Origin of the sequence: Saccharibacillus sp. JS10 (assembly GCF_024436065.1) — a bacterium.
In the GTDB taxonomy this organism is placed as follows: domain Bacteria; phylum Bacillota; class Bacilli; order Paenibacillales; family Paenibacillaceae; genus Saccharibacillus.
On sequence record NZ_JANFNS010000002.1, the window covers coordinates 662,780 to 679,036 of the forward strand.

Genomic DNA, 16,257 nt, shown 5'->3' on the forward strand with positions numbered 1-16,257 from the left:
GAAGGGAATCGGATTTTAGATGCGAACGCTGACGCTTCTTCGCTTCTTTTCCACCCTCCGCTACGCTGCTGCAGAGCGGGGGCGGTCAACCTCTCCCTTTGGGATGGGAGAGGGGAAGGGCAAGCGAATGCCCATAAACCAATAGGCATCGCTTTTAAAGATTTTTCAAGAGAAAAGAGCTGAAAGGTAAATTTCCTTTCAGCTCTTTTCTCTTGATCACCCTAACAACAAAAAAGCTTCTGCCTTTTTTGTGCTTTAGGGCATAGGGGTACCGGCACTTACGAACTTAAGTGTGCGCGCGTGCGTGGGAGCGGAGGGGAAAGATGCCGGAAGAAGCAACGCGGTCGCTTTTAAAATCCGGTTTCTACCCACCAGCATGTTTGATCCAATCCAAAGAAACCGGATTTTACAGGCGATCTGAAGGCATTTTCCCCCGTAGCGTCTCCCCACAGCACCGAACCCCCACCTGCCAAACTTTTTTAACAAAATAGCAGGAAATCACCCCCTTTACCGCCAATTAAAGAAAGTAGGCGAGTTAGCATCGCATTATCATATTCAAGAAACAAGAGGAGAAGCGTTTAAATGAAAAGCAAAAAATGGGGAACTTTGCTGTTAGCAGGAGTGCTGGCGGTCACAGGTGTATTTAGTTTGTCGGGGGAACAAAAAGTCGAAGCCGCAGGATCGATCACCACGGCGGTTCGCAAAGTATCGGTATCAGGACGCACGTATAGTGTGCAGACTGTTAATATCCCGAAAGGAACCAAAGCAGCGCTGGGTTTGGCACAAGGGCAAGTCGGTCAGACGCAAAGTTTTGCTTCAATCGTCAAAAACACCAATGCGACAGCGGCGATCAACGGAGCTTTTTTCAATTCATATGGCGGTCCAGCCGATCCTTACGGAACTTTAATTTCAAAAGGGCAGATTATTCATACTGGATATTACGGTAGCAGTATTGGTTTTAAAAAAGACGGAACGGTTCTGATGGATTCGCTTCGTGCCAATGTTGGCGGTACGGTAAGCAGCAAGCCTGATAAAAACGGCAAAAGTCGAACACTCGGCTGGTACGCGACTTTCGTCAACCGTACACCGGATGCCGGGCAAAATGTCGTATTAATGTACAATCAAGCGCGTGGAAGCCATGTAGGATTCAGCGGCGGAGTCGCGGTAACGGTTCGTAAAGGCAAAGTGGTCAAAAAAGCGACGAATACCAATACGACCATTCCTTCGGACGGATATGTATTGGTCTTCCACGGTTCAGAACAACAAAACGCAGATCGATTCGACGTCGGATATACCGTAGATATGCAGTTTACGTATACCGATGCTTACGGAAAAAGTATTCCGTGGGACGATGTCGTGACGGCTGTAGGAGCAGGCCCGCGCCTTCTTACAAATAGCCAAATTTCACTCGACGCGAAAGGCGAAGGATTTAACGATCCGAAAATTTTAACTTCTTCCGGTGCGCGCAGCGGTATTGCGATTATGCCGGATGGCTCAGTGATGTTGGCGACGGTTAATGGAGCAACCATGAATCAATGGGCACAAATCATGAAAAAGCTCGGAGCCAAACAAGCGATGAATCTGGATGGCGGCGCTTCTTCCGCAATGTATGCGAACGGCAAAACGCTCACGAATGCAGGACGTCCACTCAGCAACACGTTAATTTTCGGGCAATGGGTAGCGATGCAGTAAAATTCATGACATAATAATTCCAAATAGAGGAGGGAAGCGGAATGAAATTGATCAAAATTGCTGCTGTGAATATCGGTCTGCCTCAAACCGTGCCTCACGGCAAAAAAGAAGTCGAAACCGGGATCTTCAAATCTCCAGTGAATAACGCCGTATATTTGAGTAAACTCGGTTTTGAAGGAGACGGACAAGCCGATTTGAAAAATCACGGCGGCGTAGACAAAGCAGCATGCGTATATTCGATCGACCGTTTTCCTTTTTGGGAAGCGGATTTGTTACCCAAGCTTGAACCGGGTGCGTTCGGCGAAAATCTATCTCTTGAAGGCGGAGCGGAAGAAGATTTTTGTATCGGCGATACTTTTGCAATCGGAGAAGCCATTGTACAAGTGAGTCAGCCTCGGCAACCTTGTTTCAAATTATCGGTTCGTTACGGTGTGCCGGAATTACCGGTGAAAGTACAGGAAACCGGCTATAGCGGATTTTATTTTCGGGTACTTCAAGAAGGTTTAATTCGAAGCGGCGATGTCTTTCAATTGATCGAGCGACATCCTGCCGCGATGACCGTCATGCGCGCGAATGAAATTAAGTACAAAGGACAAGACGATGCCGAAGGAATTCGCGAGTTACTCTCTATTCCGGAATTGGCAGAAGCTTGGCGAGGTTCTTTGGAGAAGCGATTGGCTAAATTAGAACACAATAGTTGATCCCAAATTTTAGGTTGACGAACTTCCGTGGAAGCGAGTATGATAAGTCCAACAGTATAACGACGCAGAGGAAGCACCTCTCTTACATATCTATGTAGGAGGGGTGCTTTTTTGCGTGCATGCTGAATATCGGGGATAGGGTGGGGGATGAAGATGACAATCGTATTTTTGAATCGGATGGAAATTGAAAAAGAACATGAGGTACAGGCAGCGAATGTTTGGATCGAAGAACAAGACGGGCTATGGATCTGTGGATGGAATCAAGAAGTAGAATTTCATTCGTCTGAGGATCAGCGAGATACTTGGTATGAGGGTGCAGATTGGAATGAAATGCTTGCCGTATATCGACATAAGCTTGCTTCAAAGCTTGCCGAAGGTTATCGTCCGATCATTCGCGATACGTTCCAAGAATTTCTCGAGTCCGGGCAGCGAGGTCGCTATACCCAAAAATTAATCTGCTATAGCGAACTTCACGCTGACGAAGAATTATACAAACAATTAGCGGCTTGGCGGCGTGTACGTGCAACCGAAGAACATCGCGCGCCTTATTTGATCGCAACGAACCGCGCGCTGCGCTTGATCGGAACTTTTTTGCCGCAGACTTTAGAAGAACTTCGCGAACTACCGGGAATCGGTGAACATACCGTCAATCGGTACGGTGAAGCTCTGATTGCACATACTCAAGATATTGAGCGCAAACATGCTTTTCCTCTGGATTGGGTAGAGCATCGTTTGAATGAAGAAGAATTCGAAGCTTGGACATACACGAGCAAAGAACGCAAATTCAAGCGGGAAGCGGAGCGAGTACGAGCTAATCGATTATTACTTGAAAGTATGGAGCCCCATAGTGATTATGTCTCGTTAACGTTGATCAGCCAAGAAAGCGGAATGCAGCGACGCGAATTGATCGAAATGATGGAATCGCTCCAAAAAGACGGGTATCATTTTGAAGAAATTGTTCAGCATGAAGTGCAATTGGTGTCAGAGTCGCAACTTGCAGCGATCGAACAAGCGTATCAAGAAATTGGCGATACGTTTCTCAAGCCTGTATTGAAAAAAGTGTATGGAGAAGAACTACCGAGCGAATCGGGAACGGATCTATTATACGAACAGCTTCGGTTATTGCGGATTCGTTATCGTCAGCGTGCCGAACGTGTCGCAGCAGAGTTAATTGGAAGCGAACAGCTTTCTACTACGCCAAAAGTCGTCGTAACTCCGTCCAAGCGCTCGAAGTCGCAGGCTGCTGCAACAGGAACAGAATAGATTCGATTTTGTTGCTAGACAAAAAGACCGTTTCAAGTCTCCTCAGAAGGAAATTCGAAACGGTCTTTGTTTATCTCAATGACGGGCTTATAACCAACCTTTTTTGCGGAACAGAAGATACATCGTCATACCTAGAATAATCATCAGTCCAATGACCATCGGATAACCATACGTCCAATGTAACTCTGGCATATGGTCGAAGTTCATTCCGTAAATCCCGGTTACGACCGTCAGCGGCATGAAGATCGTGGTGATCACGGTAAAGACTTTCATGATTTCGTTCGCGCGATTGGAGATACTGGACTGATAAGCTTCTCGAAGGTTGCCCATCAGATCGCGGTACGTATCGAAAGCTTCAGAGACTTTGACGGTATTTTCATAAATATCGCTAAAGTATTTTTGCAATTCATCGTCAATCAAGCGCAGGTCTTTCTTATTCAAAATATTGATCACTTCGCGCTGAGGAACCAGTACTTTTTTGAGCCACAAAATCTCTGCGCGTAACCCGATAATATCGTTCAAGTGGGTACGCTTCGTATTCATCAAAATATCTTCTTCCAACTGTTCGATCTGATCTTCGATCCGATCGCCTACCGCAAAGAAGTTGTCGACAACACGGTCAATCAGCAGATACATAAACCGGTCTGGCGTATTCACTTCTTCTTCCCACATAATCGGCTTGACCGTACGCAGCTCATGGATCTTTTGCCGAGTAACGGTAATCACAAAATGCCGCCCCAAAAAGATATTCAGTGCGCGCATAAAAATTTCTTCATTATCAAATCGAATACTATTGACGACCGTAAAGTAATGATTTTCGTAAATTTCGATCTTTGGTCGTTGTTCTTCTTCGCCAAGCATATCTTCGACAGCCAGATCATGCAGACCGAATGTGAGTTGCAACAATGTCACATCGTCCAGATCCGCGTCAATCCAATAAAAGCCTTCTTCGGGTGCGTTTAACGTTTCATTCAATTGTTCATTGTCAATCAGCGTAAATACGCCGTTTTTTACATGCCGGATTTTCATGCCGTTCACTCCTTCGAAATCGTAAGTCCTTACATCGTCTCGAATTTGCGGGAGAACGCAGGAAAAAACAAGCCGGCAAAGGTATGCGTCATCTCTAAAAGCTGAACATTTCAGTCTTTAGGAAGTCCCCATCTGGTGAATATCCAAAAATGGAGGCAAAAAGCCGGTAGGCTGTTTTTTCTGCTGTGTTTGATTCAACTGCGTTCTCTCACGCTTAGGCCTCGGGTCGCCGTCCATCTGAAATTCACCCCTTGTTTTCAATCATTGTTTTCATAAAACCCTCGTTAAGTATACCTTGCGACTATAGCCCTTTCAAGGCTTTATTATCGTAAGGTCGATGCTTTAGGTATCGGTTGAAAAGGTATTAAACTGTAGAGAATAAGCAAGGTAGGAAGGATGGAAAAGATAGGAATCCGAACCTCAAGTCTGATCCGCGAGATCGTGTTCACAGAAGGTTTTGCGATCCGTTATCCAAATTCTGAGATTGAACGATAGATGAACCGACCTTAGGAAGAATGGTTCGAATATGAAGACGAACAGCAATCGCGAATACAGTTGCAAAGTTATGCACAAAGAATTCATAATGATGTGCTACCCTATTTGAAAAAGAGCCGCTCTATATAAAGAAAAGTGAAAGAAAATTCATGTCAGCTTCTTCTTGATTGAATACATATTTCATGTATAATTGATCTAAAGTTATTCTGGCTTAACTGCTGGAACCCAACAATTGAATAGTTCTCCCGACGTGCACACGTCGGTTGAAAAGTGGAATCTTATCAAGAGCAGGTGGAGGGACTAGCCCGATGAAACCCGGCAACCGGCGACTTAGTCGCACGGTGCTAATTCTTGCAGTTACCATGCGATCCAAGACGAGGAACGAGTCGCTCACTCCTATCGTCATGGAACATGCGATTAAAGACAAGGTAGTCCTTATCCCCTTCGTCCTATCGCATCTTCGCTGGTAACTGGCAGATGAGAGAGGCGCTATCTTTCTATAGACCTTTCTCGGCTTGCCCAGGGGAGGTCTTTTTTGTACAAAAAGCCCTCTTTTTATCTCATTAACCACCAATTGAAATACCAGAAGGAGTGAAAAGTAGATGCCGATTAAAGTACCCGATAATTTACCGGCAAAAGAAGTATTGCTGGAGGAAAATATTTTCGTCATGGACGAAAGCCGAGCATACAGCCAAGATATTCGACCGCTGCGTATTGCGATTTTGAATTTGATGCCGACCAAAGAAACCACGGAAACGCAGTTATTGCGTTTGATCGGCAATACACCGCTTCAAGTCGATGTCGTGTTGCTTTATCCAAGTTCGCACACATCCAAAAACACTTCCGAAGAATATCTGAACACCTTTTACAAAACGTTTGACGAAATTAAGCATCAGCGTTTTGACGGGATGATTATTACCGGCGCACCGGTAGAACAACTGGAATTCGAAGAAGTAAGTTATTGGGATGAAATTCGCCAAATCTTTGAGTGGACCAAAAAAAATGTTACATCGACCATGCACATCTGTTGGGCTTCGCAAGCAGGGTTGTACCATCATTTTGGCGTTAGCAAAATTCCTTTGGCTGAAAAATGTTTCGGGGTGTTCCCGCACACCATCAACAAAACGAATGTCCAATTGCTACGCGGATTTGATGAATCTTTCGATGTGCCGCATTCTCGTCATACCGATGTGCAGCGTTCTGATATTTTGAAAAACGAAGAGTTGGAGATTTTAGCTGAATCCGAAGAAGCAGGGGTCTATCTGGTCGCAACCAAAGACGGCAAACAAATCTTCGCGACCGGTCATTCCGAATACGATCCTTTTTCGTTGAAATGGGAATACGACCGCGATATTGCAAAAGGGTTGGACGTAGCGGTTCCAAAAAATTATTTCCCGGGTGATGATCCAACTCGTAAACCGTTGTCTTCTTGGCGTGCGCATGCCAATCTGCTCTTTTCGAACTGGCTCAACTACTATGTATACCAAGAAACACCTTTCGATCAGGTCGATTTGACGAAGGCCAAAGAATTTAGCGATTACGGCGCAGGTATTTAATCTATTTCATATATTTCATCTATTCGAAAACTCGGGAGGAATAACCATGAAGGACGATAGACAGCTCAGAATAGAAAGTGCTTTGGCTCAGATCGGTTCGCTTGAAGATCCACAAACAGGGGGCGTAACGTTTCCGATTTATCATTCGACGGCTTACCGTCATCCGGGGCTGGGTCGCAGTACAGGATTCGATTACACGCGTACCAAAAACCCGACTCGATCGGTGTTGGAAGAAGCGTCGGCGAAGTTGGAATCGGGGGATGCAGGCTTCGCTTGTAGTTCGGGGATGGCGGCTTTGCAAACGATTTTCGCTTTATTCAGTCAAGGCGATCATCTGATTGTATCTCTGGATTTATACGGCGGAACGTATCGATTGTTGGAACGGATTCTTTCCCGCTTCGGTATTACTGCATCTTATGTCGATACAAATGACCTGGACGGAATCGAAAAGTTGCGTACACCGAATACGAAAGCCGTATTTATCGAGACGCCAACAAATCCATTGATGATGGTTACGGATATTAAAGCTGTAGCCGACTGGGCAAAACCACATGGTATTCTAACAATCGTGGATAACACGCTATTAACACCATTTTTCCAACGTCCAATCGAGTTGGGCGCTGACATCGTCGTTCACAGTGCGACTAAATATTTGGGCGGTCATAACGACGTGCTTGCCGGATTAATCATTACAAAAGGCGAAAAGTTGTCCGAAGAAATGTTTTTCCTGCATAACTCGATCGGTGCGGTGCTTAGCCCAACGGATTCGTATCAATTAATGCGCGGAATGAAGACGCTGGCGCTGCGTATGGAGCGTCACGAAAGCAATTCGCTCGCACTCGCTCGCTTTTTAGAGCAACATCCTCAGATCGAAGCAGTCTATCATCCAGGTCTGCCGGGACATCCGGGGCATGACGTTCAAAATCGCCAATCGAGCGGCAATACCGGCATTTTCTCTTTCAAAGTCAAAGATGCACGTTGGATCGAGCCGATCTTGAGTCATATCCGTCTGATTGCGTTTGCGGAAAGTCTAGGCGGCGTTGAATCGTTGATGACATATCCTTCGGTACAGACCCATGCGGATATTCCGCAAGAAATTCGCGATGCGATCGGCGTCGACGATAAATTGCTGCGTTTCTCGGTCGGTATTGAGCATATCGATGACCTGATTGCTGATTTGGATCAGGCTTTGCAAGCCGCATTACGTGTTACGGAAAGCGGGGAATAATCCGATGGCCCACGAACAAGAACAAACATTGAAGACCGGTACAGAAAAGCCGTCTCAACCTCAAGGAAGAACGCCTGAGCAAGCGGAGCATCTTCCTTCGCAACTTCAGACCCCGGAAGAAGCTGCCGCAGCGCTTAAAGGTCGACATTTCGATACCAAGTTGATTCATTTTGGTGCAGAGATCGACCCAGCGACAGGAGCTTCCAGCGTACCGATCTATCAAGCTTCGACGTTTCATCATTTCGATGTCTATAATCCGCCGCAATACGATTACAGCCGTTCGGGCAGCCCGACTCGTCAAGCATTGGAAGATTACATTTCGCTGCTCGAAGGCGGCGCAGGTGGTTATGCGTTTGCATCGGGTATGGCGGCGATCTCCGCTGCTTTAATGATGTTCTCGGCAGGCGATCATCTGATCGTGACTGAAGATGTCTACGGCGGTACGTACAGATTGCTAACAACCATTTTAAGCCGCATGAATATCGAGACGACTTTTGTCGATATGACCGATCTGGATCAGATCAAAAATGCGCTGCGTTCGAATACCAAAGGTGTGTTTATGGAAACCCCGTCTAATCCTACATTAAAAATTACAGATCTCGGTGCGGTGACCGCGTGGGCAAAAGAACATAATCTGTTGACCTTAGTGGACAACACCTTCATGACGCCTTACTACCAACGTCCAATTGAGCAAGGCGTAGACATCATTTTGCACAGCGCGACTAAATTCCTCGGCGGGCATAGTGATGTATTAGCAGGGCTTGCGGTTGCGCGTACTCCGGAACTTGCCGCAGAATTGAAAAAGTTGCAAAACGGTCTGGGCACAGTGTTGGGCCCGCAAGATAGTTGGCTGTTAATGCGAGGGATGAAAACGTTAGGCGCACGGATGGGACGCAGCGAAATCGGAGCGCGTAAGTTAGCGGCTTGGTTATCGGAGCGAAGCGATATTACGTCCGTGTATTATCCGGGGCTTGAGAATCATCCGGGCAAAGAAATTCACGAAAAACAATCCACCGGATACGGAGCAGTCGTTTCATTCGATGTCGGTTCGGAAGAACGCGCGAAGCGTCTGTTGAACAAAGTGAAGTTGCCTTTGGTGGCGGTCAGCTTAGGCGCTGTCGAAAGTATTTTGTCGTATCCGCCGATGATGTCCCATGCCGCAATGCCTCGTGAAGTACGTTTGGAACGAGGGATAGGCGACGGATTATTACGTTTTTCGGTAGGATTAGAGAACATCGACGATTTAATCGAAGATTTGGAGCAAGCTTTGATCGATTAACTTTATTTGGATAAAGGGAGTAAGCATATTTTTCTGTTATAATGCAAAATGAAGCTTACAACCTTGAACGAAAAGAGGAAAATCGATGGAAACTGTAGCTATTATTTTGGTAGCTCTAATCGCGCTGTTGCATGTATACATCTTGGTATTGGAAATGTTCATGTGGAACAAACCACGCGGCATGAAAGCTTTTGGATTAGAGCAAAAATTTGCGGATATGACCGTATCGCTTGCGGGCAATCAGGGGCTGTATAATGGATTTCTTGCCGCAGGATTGGTCTTCGGTCTAGTCTATCCAAATCCTGAAGCAGCAGCGCATATTCAAATCTTCTTCTTAGTCTGTGTGATGATCGCAGGCATTTACGGAGCAATTACAGCAAAAGCCAAAATTTTGTTTGTCCAAACGGTTCCGGCTTTGATCGCTTTGATTGCGGTACTGATCGCTTCGTAATCTATGGATAAGAGTTAGCCCACAATCGGTTCGCTTAGGCGGATCGATTGTTTGGTTTTGGATACTTTATTAATTAGCGCAATCGGTGAAATATTTAATTCTAGGATGGAATGTGATAGGATAGATCATACAAAGATTTCGCAATGCAGCTACACGAGTCTAATTTCATTTGAACCTATTTTCACAAAGGAGGCTGCATGTATGAATGCGGTTGATGCTATATTAGAAAAAGCTTTAAACGGAGGACGACTTACGGTCGAAGACGCCGTAGCTTTATATGAATCGGATGACGTCGAAAAACTCGGACGCGTAGCGAACGAATTGATGATGCGCAAAAATCCTGAGCCGATCACGACATTCGTAATCGGACGTAACGTCAATTATACGAACGTATGCGATGTTTTTTGTCGCTTCTGCGCATTTTATCGTCGTCCGGGTTCGCCAGAAGGTTATGTACTGCCGGATGAAGTGATTTTGCAAAAAATTCAAGAAACCCAAGACGTAGGCGGTACAGAGATTTTGATGCAAGGCGGAGTCAATCCCGATTTGCCGTTCCAATATTATTTAGATATTTTACGTAAAATCAAGCAGCATTTCCCGGATATCACGATGCACTCTTTCTCTCCTGCCGAGATTATGAAGATGCAAAAGCTGTCGGGAATGTCGATGGAAGATACCATTCGTGCGATCCACGAAGCGGGTCTTGATTCTTTGCCAGGCGGTGGCGGCGAGATTCTGGACGACCGTACACGCCGCAAAATCAGTCGCTTAAAAGGTTCGTGGCGCGATTGGATGGACGTGATGCAGACGGCGCACAAAGTCGGCATGAATACGACCGCTACGATGGTTATCGGATTTGGCGAGTCTTACGAAGAACGCGCACTGCATTTGCTTCGTGTGCGTGATGCACAAGACGAATGTATCGCGAACGGCTATGATTCGGAAGGATTCCTTGCGTTCATTTCTTGGACATTCCAGCCGGATAATACGAATATGAAAGTCGAAAAGCAAACGCCTGAACAATATTTGAAAAATGTTGCGATCAGCCGGATCTTTATCGATAATATCAAGCACTTCCAATCTTCTTGGGTAACGATGGGACCTGAAGTCGGCAAATTGTCGCTTCGTTACGGCTGTGACGACTTCGGTAGTACGATGATGGAAGAAAACGTCGTATCCGCAGCAGGCACTACGCATAAAGTGAATATCGAGCAAACGTTAGAAATCATTCGTGCAGCAGGCAAAATTCCCGCTCAGCGCGATACAAAATATAATCTGATCCAAGTCTTCGATGACGAAAACATGAAAGTCCAACGCGACTTTATTATGCAGAACTAATTCATCGATAACGGGATTTCAATAAAAAAACCTTTTCCGTCTTATTCGGTAGCCTGTAGAGGCATCCGATAAGAGGAAAAGGTTTTTTGTTTTGCAGACGTCGGTTAAGTCGGATTTTTTACCAATAAATAAAGGAAGTAAGGCGCTCCGATAAAAGCAACGATAATGCCGGCGGCAATGCCGTTTCCGAGATTACGACCAATCGTATCGGCAAGCAGCAGCAACCATCCGCCGCTCAAAAGAGAAATCGGAATCAAACGCTGATATGCTGCGCCGACCAGACTGCGAGCGATATGCGGAGCCATCAGACCGATAAAAGCGATCCCGCCTGTTACGGAAACGGCTGAAGCTGCCAACGCAACGGCTGTGAGCAGAAGCAAAATTCGATCTTTTTGTACGGTAACGCCTGCACCGACCGCCGAAGATTCGCCAAGCGAAAGTAAATTTAAAGCTTTAGATTTGTATAGTGCGTATGGGATCAGTACGATCAGCCACGGAAGCAACGCCCAGACGAAAGGCCAATCGGTTCCCCATATATTTCCCGCTAACCAAGTGGCAATAAAATCAACTTTGACCCGATCGACTGAAGAAATCAGTACAATCATCACACCGGATAAAGCCGTTGAAAATCCGACGCCGGTCAGAATCATTTTTAACGGCTGAACGCCTTCGCCTCGCTGATAAGCGAACAAATAAATACAGGTCGCGGTAAGCAGCGCACTGACGAAAGCGACTACCGGAAGCAGATAGACGAACGTCCCAACTTCAAGAGGAGCAAAAAGAAAAAATATGGCTACGCCAACTCCGGCGCCCGAATTGATACCGACGATACCCGGGTCAGCGAGTTCATTACGCGTAATACCTTGCAAAATAGCACCGGATAAAGCCAGTGCCATACCCGCAAGCAAAGTAATCAAAATACGGGGTAATCGAATACTGAACAATACAAATTCATCTTTGAACGTGCCTTGTCCAAACAAAGTCGGCAAAATCCGGTCAAACGAAACGGTGGACGAGCCCAAGCCCAGACTGATAAAGATCGTAACTAGAATGAGTAAAACCAGTGCAGCAGCAATCCGTTGCGTTTTTGGAATTGGAACAGCGGTCTTCGATAAGATCTTCACGATAAAGACTTGCCTCCTTTGCGTACAATCAACAGAAAGAAAGGTAGTCCCAATACGGCGATAATCGCTGCTACTGGCGTTTCAAGCGGTGCGTTCAACATACGCCCGAGCGTATCGGCAGCAATCATAAAGATTGCACCGAAGATCGCAGAAAAAGGCAAAATCACGCGGTAATCGGTTCCGACAAAAATACGAACTAAATGAGGAATCATCAGACCGACAAAAGCTAGATTACCGACAAGCGATACCGCAGCCCCCGCAAGCAAAGTGACGACGACGCATAAGACTAACTTGATCCAACCTGTGTTGAGTCCAAGACCGATCGCTGTCGATTCATTTAAGCTCATGATCGTAAGTTGCCGCGAAAATAACAGCGAAACAATCACGCATCCGACGATAACCGGAGAAATTGCGATAAGTTGATCCCAAGACGTTCCGATCAAGCCGCCGGATGTCCACATCGAGACGCTTTTGGAGATTTGAAAAGCAAGGCTGATCGCTTCGGCAAACGCAGTTAACAGCGCAGACACAGCGGCTCCGGCTAATACCATACGCAGTGGCGACAACGTTTTGCCGCGCAGCGCAAGCAAGCCGAATACGAACATCACGCCGACTGCCGCGCCGATGAAGCAAGCGATCATTACACCGAAATAACTGGCTGCCGGAATAAAAGCGAATACGACGGCAAGAGCCGCGTTCGCGCCTGCCGTGATCCCAAGAAGCCCGGGATCGGCAAGCGGGTTACGCGTCAGCCCTTGCATAATTGCACCCGATACAGCCAGTGCGGCACCGACCAATAACGCTCCAAGTTCTCTTGGGAGACGAAGTTCGCGAATGACCGATATATCTGGATTTGTGAGACTAGAGTTGCTGATTGCTAGCCAAATATCCGATACCGATACGTTTTTGGCTCCAACCAAGATCGCTCCGATAAAAACGAGCACTAATAGTAATAGAGACATCCCTAATTTGATTGCAGGTTGACGCAGCAACCGAGGAAGAGCGAAAGTTTTCATACGACTAGATTAGTTGCCGAGAAACGACTTTTTGAAGAAATCCAGTTGGTATTGAAGCGATACTGCATCGTTAAAGTAGAAAGCAGTTGCGTCAGTTTCATACACATGTCCGTTTTTGACAGCTGGAATATTTTTGTACGTATCGGTATTTTGGAACGAATTGTCGCCCGTCAACGTTTTGCTGAAAATAATATAATCGCCCATATATTCCGGTAATACTTCGAGCGATAGATCATAATAACCTTGCTTCGACGTCACTTCTTTGACTTTTTCCGGCATTTTTAGACCCATAGCTTGATACAACACTTCTGTACCCCGACCCCAAGCATCGCCGAAAATATACATCGCTTTGGCGTCGCCTTCCATCACGGTAACGGTTTGATCTGCACCGATCTTGGCTTTGATTTCCTCTCCGGCGGTTTGTGCTTGTTTTTTGAAATCAGCGACCCAAGCAGCACCTTCTTCGCCTTTGTTGATTGCTTTGGCTACTTCTTCGATCTGAGTCAAATAATCGACTTTATTGTACGTGTACGTCACGAGAGGAGCGATCTGCTTGAGTTTATCCGCATTTTTTACATCGCTTGAAGCAATAATAAGATCGGGTTGAAGTTCAATAATTTTCTCAATATCGTCTGCCGATACTTCAGGAACGTCTTTCAGTTGATCTTGGAAATTTGGATTGGCTTTACTCCACTTATCGACACCGACCACCGGAACACCGAATTTCAACAAGTTACCGGTATAGCTAGACAAATCGACGACGCGTTGAGGATTAGCAGGAACTTGAATCGGTCCATTTTCGGACTCGTATGTAATCGTATCGGAAGCGGTATCACTTGGAGCACTTTCATTTGTAGCACCGTTAGCTGTAGGCGTTTTCGCCGTATTTCCACATGCGCTTAGAACAAGAATGAACACCAACAACAAAGGCAAAGACCATTTTTTCAACAGAGACACTCCCCTTTTTTTTAATTGAAAACGATAATCGTTATCAATAGACAATATCCAAACTTTACGGTGGAGCGAATATTTTGTCAATAGGGAAAAGGAAAGAAAAAGTTTCATGACAAAAAAGACTTGCTTCTTTGCTGTATATGCAGCAAAGAAGCAAGCCTGTTTTTAAGAAATATAAATATTAGTTTTTGATGACTTTTTCGAAGAAATCCAACACGGCGCGGTATACGCGCATTTCATTTTCTTTTACCGCAAATCCATGCCCTTCGTCATCTAACACGATATATTCGACGTTGGCGCCTTTTTCTTGCAGTGCTTGAACGATCTGGTCGGATTCGGCTTTGACGACGCGGGGATCATTGGCGCCTTGAATGACCAGCATCGGCTTTGTCATTTGATCCAAATACGTAATCGGCGAATAAGCGGTCAGTTTGTCTTTGTCTTCGACGGGATCGCCTACCCATTGCTTCATCATCGGTTTCCAATGTTCCGGTACCGAGTTGATAAAGGAGAACAGGTCGCTAGGTCCGAACAGATCGACAACGGCTTTGAAATAGTCGGCATGGCGTCCGTGTAATAGAAGTGCCATATATCCACCGAAACTTCCGCCCATCAGCAGCAGCTTGTCACGATCCGCATGACCCTTTTCGATCAACCAATCTAGACCCGCGATATTGTCGAGACGAGGACCATCGCCCCAATCGCCTTCAACTTTTTTGCAGAAAGCTAGACCGTAACCGGTCGAACCCCGGAAATTCGGCGCGAAAATATTGAAACCGCGATTCACGAGAAATTGGAACAATGAGCGGAAAGCGAGACGCTCCGCAGCTTGAGGTCCGCCGTGCGGCCATAAGATGGTATGCCCATTCGACGTTTCTTCGGTAGCCCGGAAAAACAAAGCTTCGATATTCAGTCCGTCGAACGATGGATAATTCAGCACTTCAGGACGAACTAATTCCGATTCGGAAATACCGGGTACGCTATAGTTCGTGCATGTTGTCCATTCTTCGGAAAAACGTTCTTTTTTGAAAATATTCGTTGGGCTTACCGCACTGCGACCAAGCAGATACAGATTACCGCTTTCGGCAACTTTTACAGAAGAAATATTATCGACCGGAATCGGCACACCGCCTAATGTACCCGCTTCCAGATCATACGTATATAAATAATCGGCAACGCCTTTGCTCGCAGTCAAGTACAGCACTTTGCGTTCTTTATCGTAAGTGACCGAGGTGAAATCGACCCCTTCAAGCTCTAACAATTTGGTTTTCGTTTCGCTTTTAATATCGAATTTCGCCAAGTACGTAAAGTCGCCACCTGCATTGGTCAAAAAGTGCAACTCGGCATCGCCGGTAAACACGCTGTCCGATACGGTATACTCGCCTTGAGCTTCCGGATCGAGAGAAACATGCTTGTCTCCATAACATACAAAAGCAGGTGCGTACGTATTGGCAAAATGTTTGGCGTACACGAGATAATCTTCTTTTGGACTCACATCGGTCAAAAAGACCGAAGCATCGCCGGAACCTTGTAGCACCGACACTTCTTGCCCGGTACTCAGATCGCAGCAAAGCGCACTTAAAAAGGTCGCATCTTCTTTCGTCGACGTATAATAAAGCCGTTTGCCGTCCTCCGACAAGATCGGATTCATATGTCGATGACCTTTTTTGACGCAAAGAGGCAGCAGTTCCCCGCCTTGCGGTTGCAGCGCGTAAAGCTGTGCGTTCTCGTCGCCGTCTTGGTCAAATCCGGCTACCAGAAAACGTCCGCGCTTGTCGTACTGAACCCCATGACAATTTTGTCCATTGAACGTGAGTGGGTACGGAAAAGCATTTGGAAGATCCATTGCCCATAGATCAAACTTTCCGCTGAGATTGGTGCTCAGCACAAGCTGTTCTTCATCCGGGCTAATCGCAAACGCCTGGATTGCAAATGTGCGGAAAAACTGCTCGACATCAGGTTTTTTGAACGATAGCATGGAATCCTCCTTAGGGTCGGCTTATTGCCTTGAATGTGATTGTGCAGAACGCACATCTATAGTATTCGGGCTTTTCTAGAAGAATCCTGCAAGTTTTCTGTAAAATCGGGTACAAGAAAAGAGAGAGAAATGACGACTTAAACAAGGGGTGTA

At 46.1% G+C, this 16,257-nt stretch carries 13 protein-coding genes and 1 riboswitch; of the genes, 8 read left to right on the plus strand and 5 right to left on the minus strand.

Features of this window, described 5'->3' with window-relative positions; genetic code table 11:
* Nucleotides 1–582 precede the first annotated feature (582 nt).
* The 3 genes from NOM90_RS08385 (at nt 583) to NOM90_RS08395 (ending at nt 3,656) form a co-directional block, all read left to right on the plus strand.
* Entirely contained in the window at nt 583–1,692 is a 1,110-nt protein-coding gene (locus NOM90_RS08385) for a phosphodiester glycosidase family protein (protein WP_255941286.1), read from the plus strand.
* Nucleotides 1,693–1,733: 41 nt separating this feature from the next.
* Complete coding sequence (locus NOM90_RS08390) at nt 1,734–2,393, plus strand: MOSC domain-containing protein (protein ID WP_255941288.1); 660 nt, start codon at nt 1,734–1,736, stop codon at nt 2,391–2,393.
* Between the two features lie 153 nt (nt 2,394–2,546).
* Nucleotides 2,547–3,656 (plus strand): HRDC domain-containing protein, encoded by a 1,110-nt coding sequence (locus NOM90_RS08395; protein ID WP_255941290.1) that lies wholly within the window; start codon nt 2,547–2,549, stop codon nt 3,654–3,656.
* Nucleotides 3,657–3,743: 87 nt separating this feature from the next.
* Here the strand turns inward: NOM90_RS08395 and corA are convergent, their stop codons facing one another.
* Nucleotides 3,744–4,685, minus strand: coding sequence for a magnesium/cobalt transporter CorA (gene corA, locus NOM90_RS08400; protein WP_255941292.1), 942 nt, complete (start codon nt 4,683–4,685; stop codon nt 3,744–3,746).
* 770 nt (nt 4,686–5,455) lie between these two features.
* Nucleotides 5,456–5,561: riboswitch (SAM riboswitch) on the plus strand.
* A 221-nt stretch (nt 5,562–5,782) separates the two neighbouring features.
* Between corA and metA the strand changes: the two genes are divergently transcribed.
* The 5 genes from metA (at nt 5,783) to mqnC (ending at nt 11,032) form a co-directional block, all read left to right on the plus strand.
* Complete coding sequence (gene metA / locus NOM90_RS08405; RefSeq protein WP_255941294.1) at nt 5,783–6,736, plus strand: homoserine O-acetyltransferase MetA; 954 nt, start codon at nt 5,783–5,785, stop codon at nt 6,734–6,736.
* A gap of 46 nt (nt 6,737–6,782) precedes the next feature.
* A complete protein-coding gene (locus tag NOM90_RS08410; protein ID WP_255941296.1) occupies nt 6,783–7,964 on the plus strand; it encodes an aminotransferase class I/II-fold pyridoxal phosphate-dependent enzyme in 1,182 nt (393 codons plus the stop codon).
* Nucleotides 7,965–7,968: 4 nt separating this feature from the next.
* Complete coding sequence (locus NOM90_RS08415) at nt 7,969–9,243, plus strand: trans-sulfuration enzyme family protein (RefSeq protein ID WP_255941298.1); 1,275 nt, start codon at nt 7,969–7,971, stop codon at nt 9,241–9,243.
* Between the two features lie 85 nt (nt 9,244–9,328).
* Nucleotides 9,329–9,694: a DUF1304 domain-containing protein gene (locus NOM90_RS08420; protein ID WP_255941300.1), complete on the plus strand. Its 366-nt coding sequence runs from the start codon at nt 9,329–9,331 to the stop codon at nt 9,692–9,694.
* A 201-nt stretch (nt 9,695–9,895) separates the two neighbouring features.
* Nucleotides 9,896–11,032 carry a cyclic dehypoxanthinyl futalosine synthase gene (gene mqnC, locus NOM90_RS08425; RefSeq protein WP_255941301.1) on the plus strand — a complete coding sequence of 379 codons (1,137 nt, stop codon included), beginning with the start codon at nt 9,896–9,898 and terminating at the stop codon, nt 11,030–11,032.
* 104 nt (nt 11,033–11,136) lie between these two features.
* Here mqnC and NOM90_RS08430 read toward each other — a convergent pair whose 3' ends face one another.
* From NOM90_RS08430 to NOM90_RS08445, 4 genes are all read right to left on the minus strand, one after another.
* Nucleotides 11,137–12,156, minus strand: a complete 1,020-nt coding sequence (locus tag NOM90_RS08430; RefSeq protein WP_255941303.1) for a FecCD family ABC transporter permease — start codon at nt 12,154–12,156, stop codon at nt 11,137–11,139.
* A complete protein-coding gene (locus NOM90_RS08435) occupies nt 12,153–13,172 on the minus strand; it encodes a FecCD family ABC transporter permease (protein ID WP_255941305.1) in 1,020 nt (339 codons plus the stop codon). Before NOM90_RS08435 ends, NOM90_RS08430 begins: the two co-directional genes overlap by 4 nt.
* Nucleotides 13,173–13,181: 9 nt before the next feature.
* Nucleotides 13,182–14,120: an iron-hydroxamate ABC transporter substrate-binding protein gene (locus NOM90_RS08440; protein WP_255941307.1), complete on the minus strand. Its 939-nt coding sequence runs from the start codon at nt 14,118–14,120 to the stop codon at nt 13,182–13,184.
* 187 nt (nt 14,121–14,307) lie between these two features.
* A complete protein-coding gene (locus NOM90_RS08445) occupies nt 14,308–16,104 on the minus strand; it encodes a S9 family peptidase (protein ID WP_255941309.1) in 1,797 nt (598 codons plus the stop codon).
* Nucleotides 16,105–16,257 lie beyond the last annotated feature (153 nt).

Excerpts from the sequence above, each read along its gene's own strand:
- NOM90_RS08385 (WP_255941286.1), top strand. The coding sequence starts at position 583 with ATGAAAAGCAAAAAATGGGGAACTTTGCTGTTAGCAGGAGTGCTGGCG.
- NOM90_RS08390 (WP_255941288.1), top strand. The coding sequence starts at position 1,734 with ATGAAATTGATCAAAATTGCTGCTGTGAATATCGGTCTGCCTCAAACC.
- NOM90_RS08395 (WP_255941290.1), top strand. The coding sequence starts at position 2,547 with ATGACAATCGTATTTTTGAATCGGATGGAAATTGAAAAAGAACATGAG.
- corA (WP_255941292.1), bottom strand. The coding sequence starts at position 4,685 with ATGAAAATCCGGCATGTAAAAAACGGCGTATTTACGCTGATTGACAAT.
- metA (WP_255941294.1), top strand. The coding sequence starts at position 5,783 with ATGCCGATTAAAGTACCCGATAATTTACCGGCAAAAGAAGTATTGCTG.
- NOM90_RS08410 (WP_255941296.1), top strand. The coding sequence starts at position 6,783 with ATGAAGGACGATAGACAGCTCAGAATAGAAAGTGCTTTGGCTCAGATC.
- NOM90_RS08415 (WP_255941298.1), top strand. The coding sequence starts at position 7,969 with ATGGCCCACGAACAAGAACAAACATTGAAGACCGGTACAGAAAAGCCG.
- NOM90_RS08420 (WP_255941300.1), top strand. The coding sequence starts at position 9,329 with ATGGAAACTGTAGCTATTATTTTGGTAGCTCTAATCGCGCTGTTGCAT.
- mqnC (WP_255941301.1), top strand. The coding sequence starts at position 9,896 with ATGAATGCGGTTGATGCTATATTAGAAAAAGCTTTAAACGGAGGACGA.
- NOM90_RS08435 (WP_255941305.1), bottom strand. The coding sequence starts at position 13,172 with ATGAAAACTTTCGCTCTTCCTCGGTTGCTGCGTCAACCTGCAATCAAA.
- NOM90_RS08445 (WP_255941309.1), bottom strand. The coding sequence starts at position 16,104 with ATGCTATCGTTCAAAAAACCTGATGTCGAGCAGTTTTTCCGCACATTT.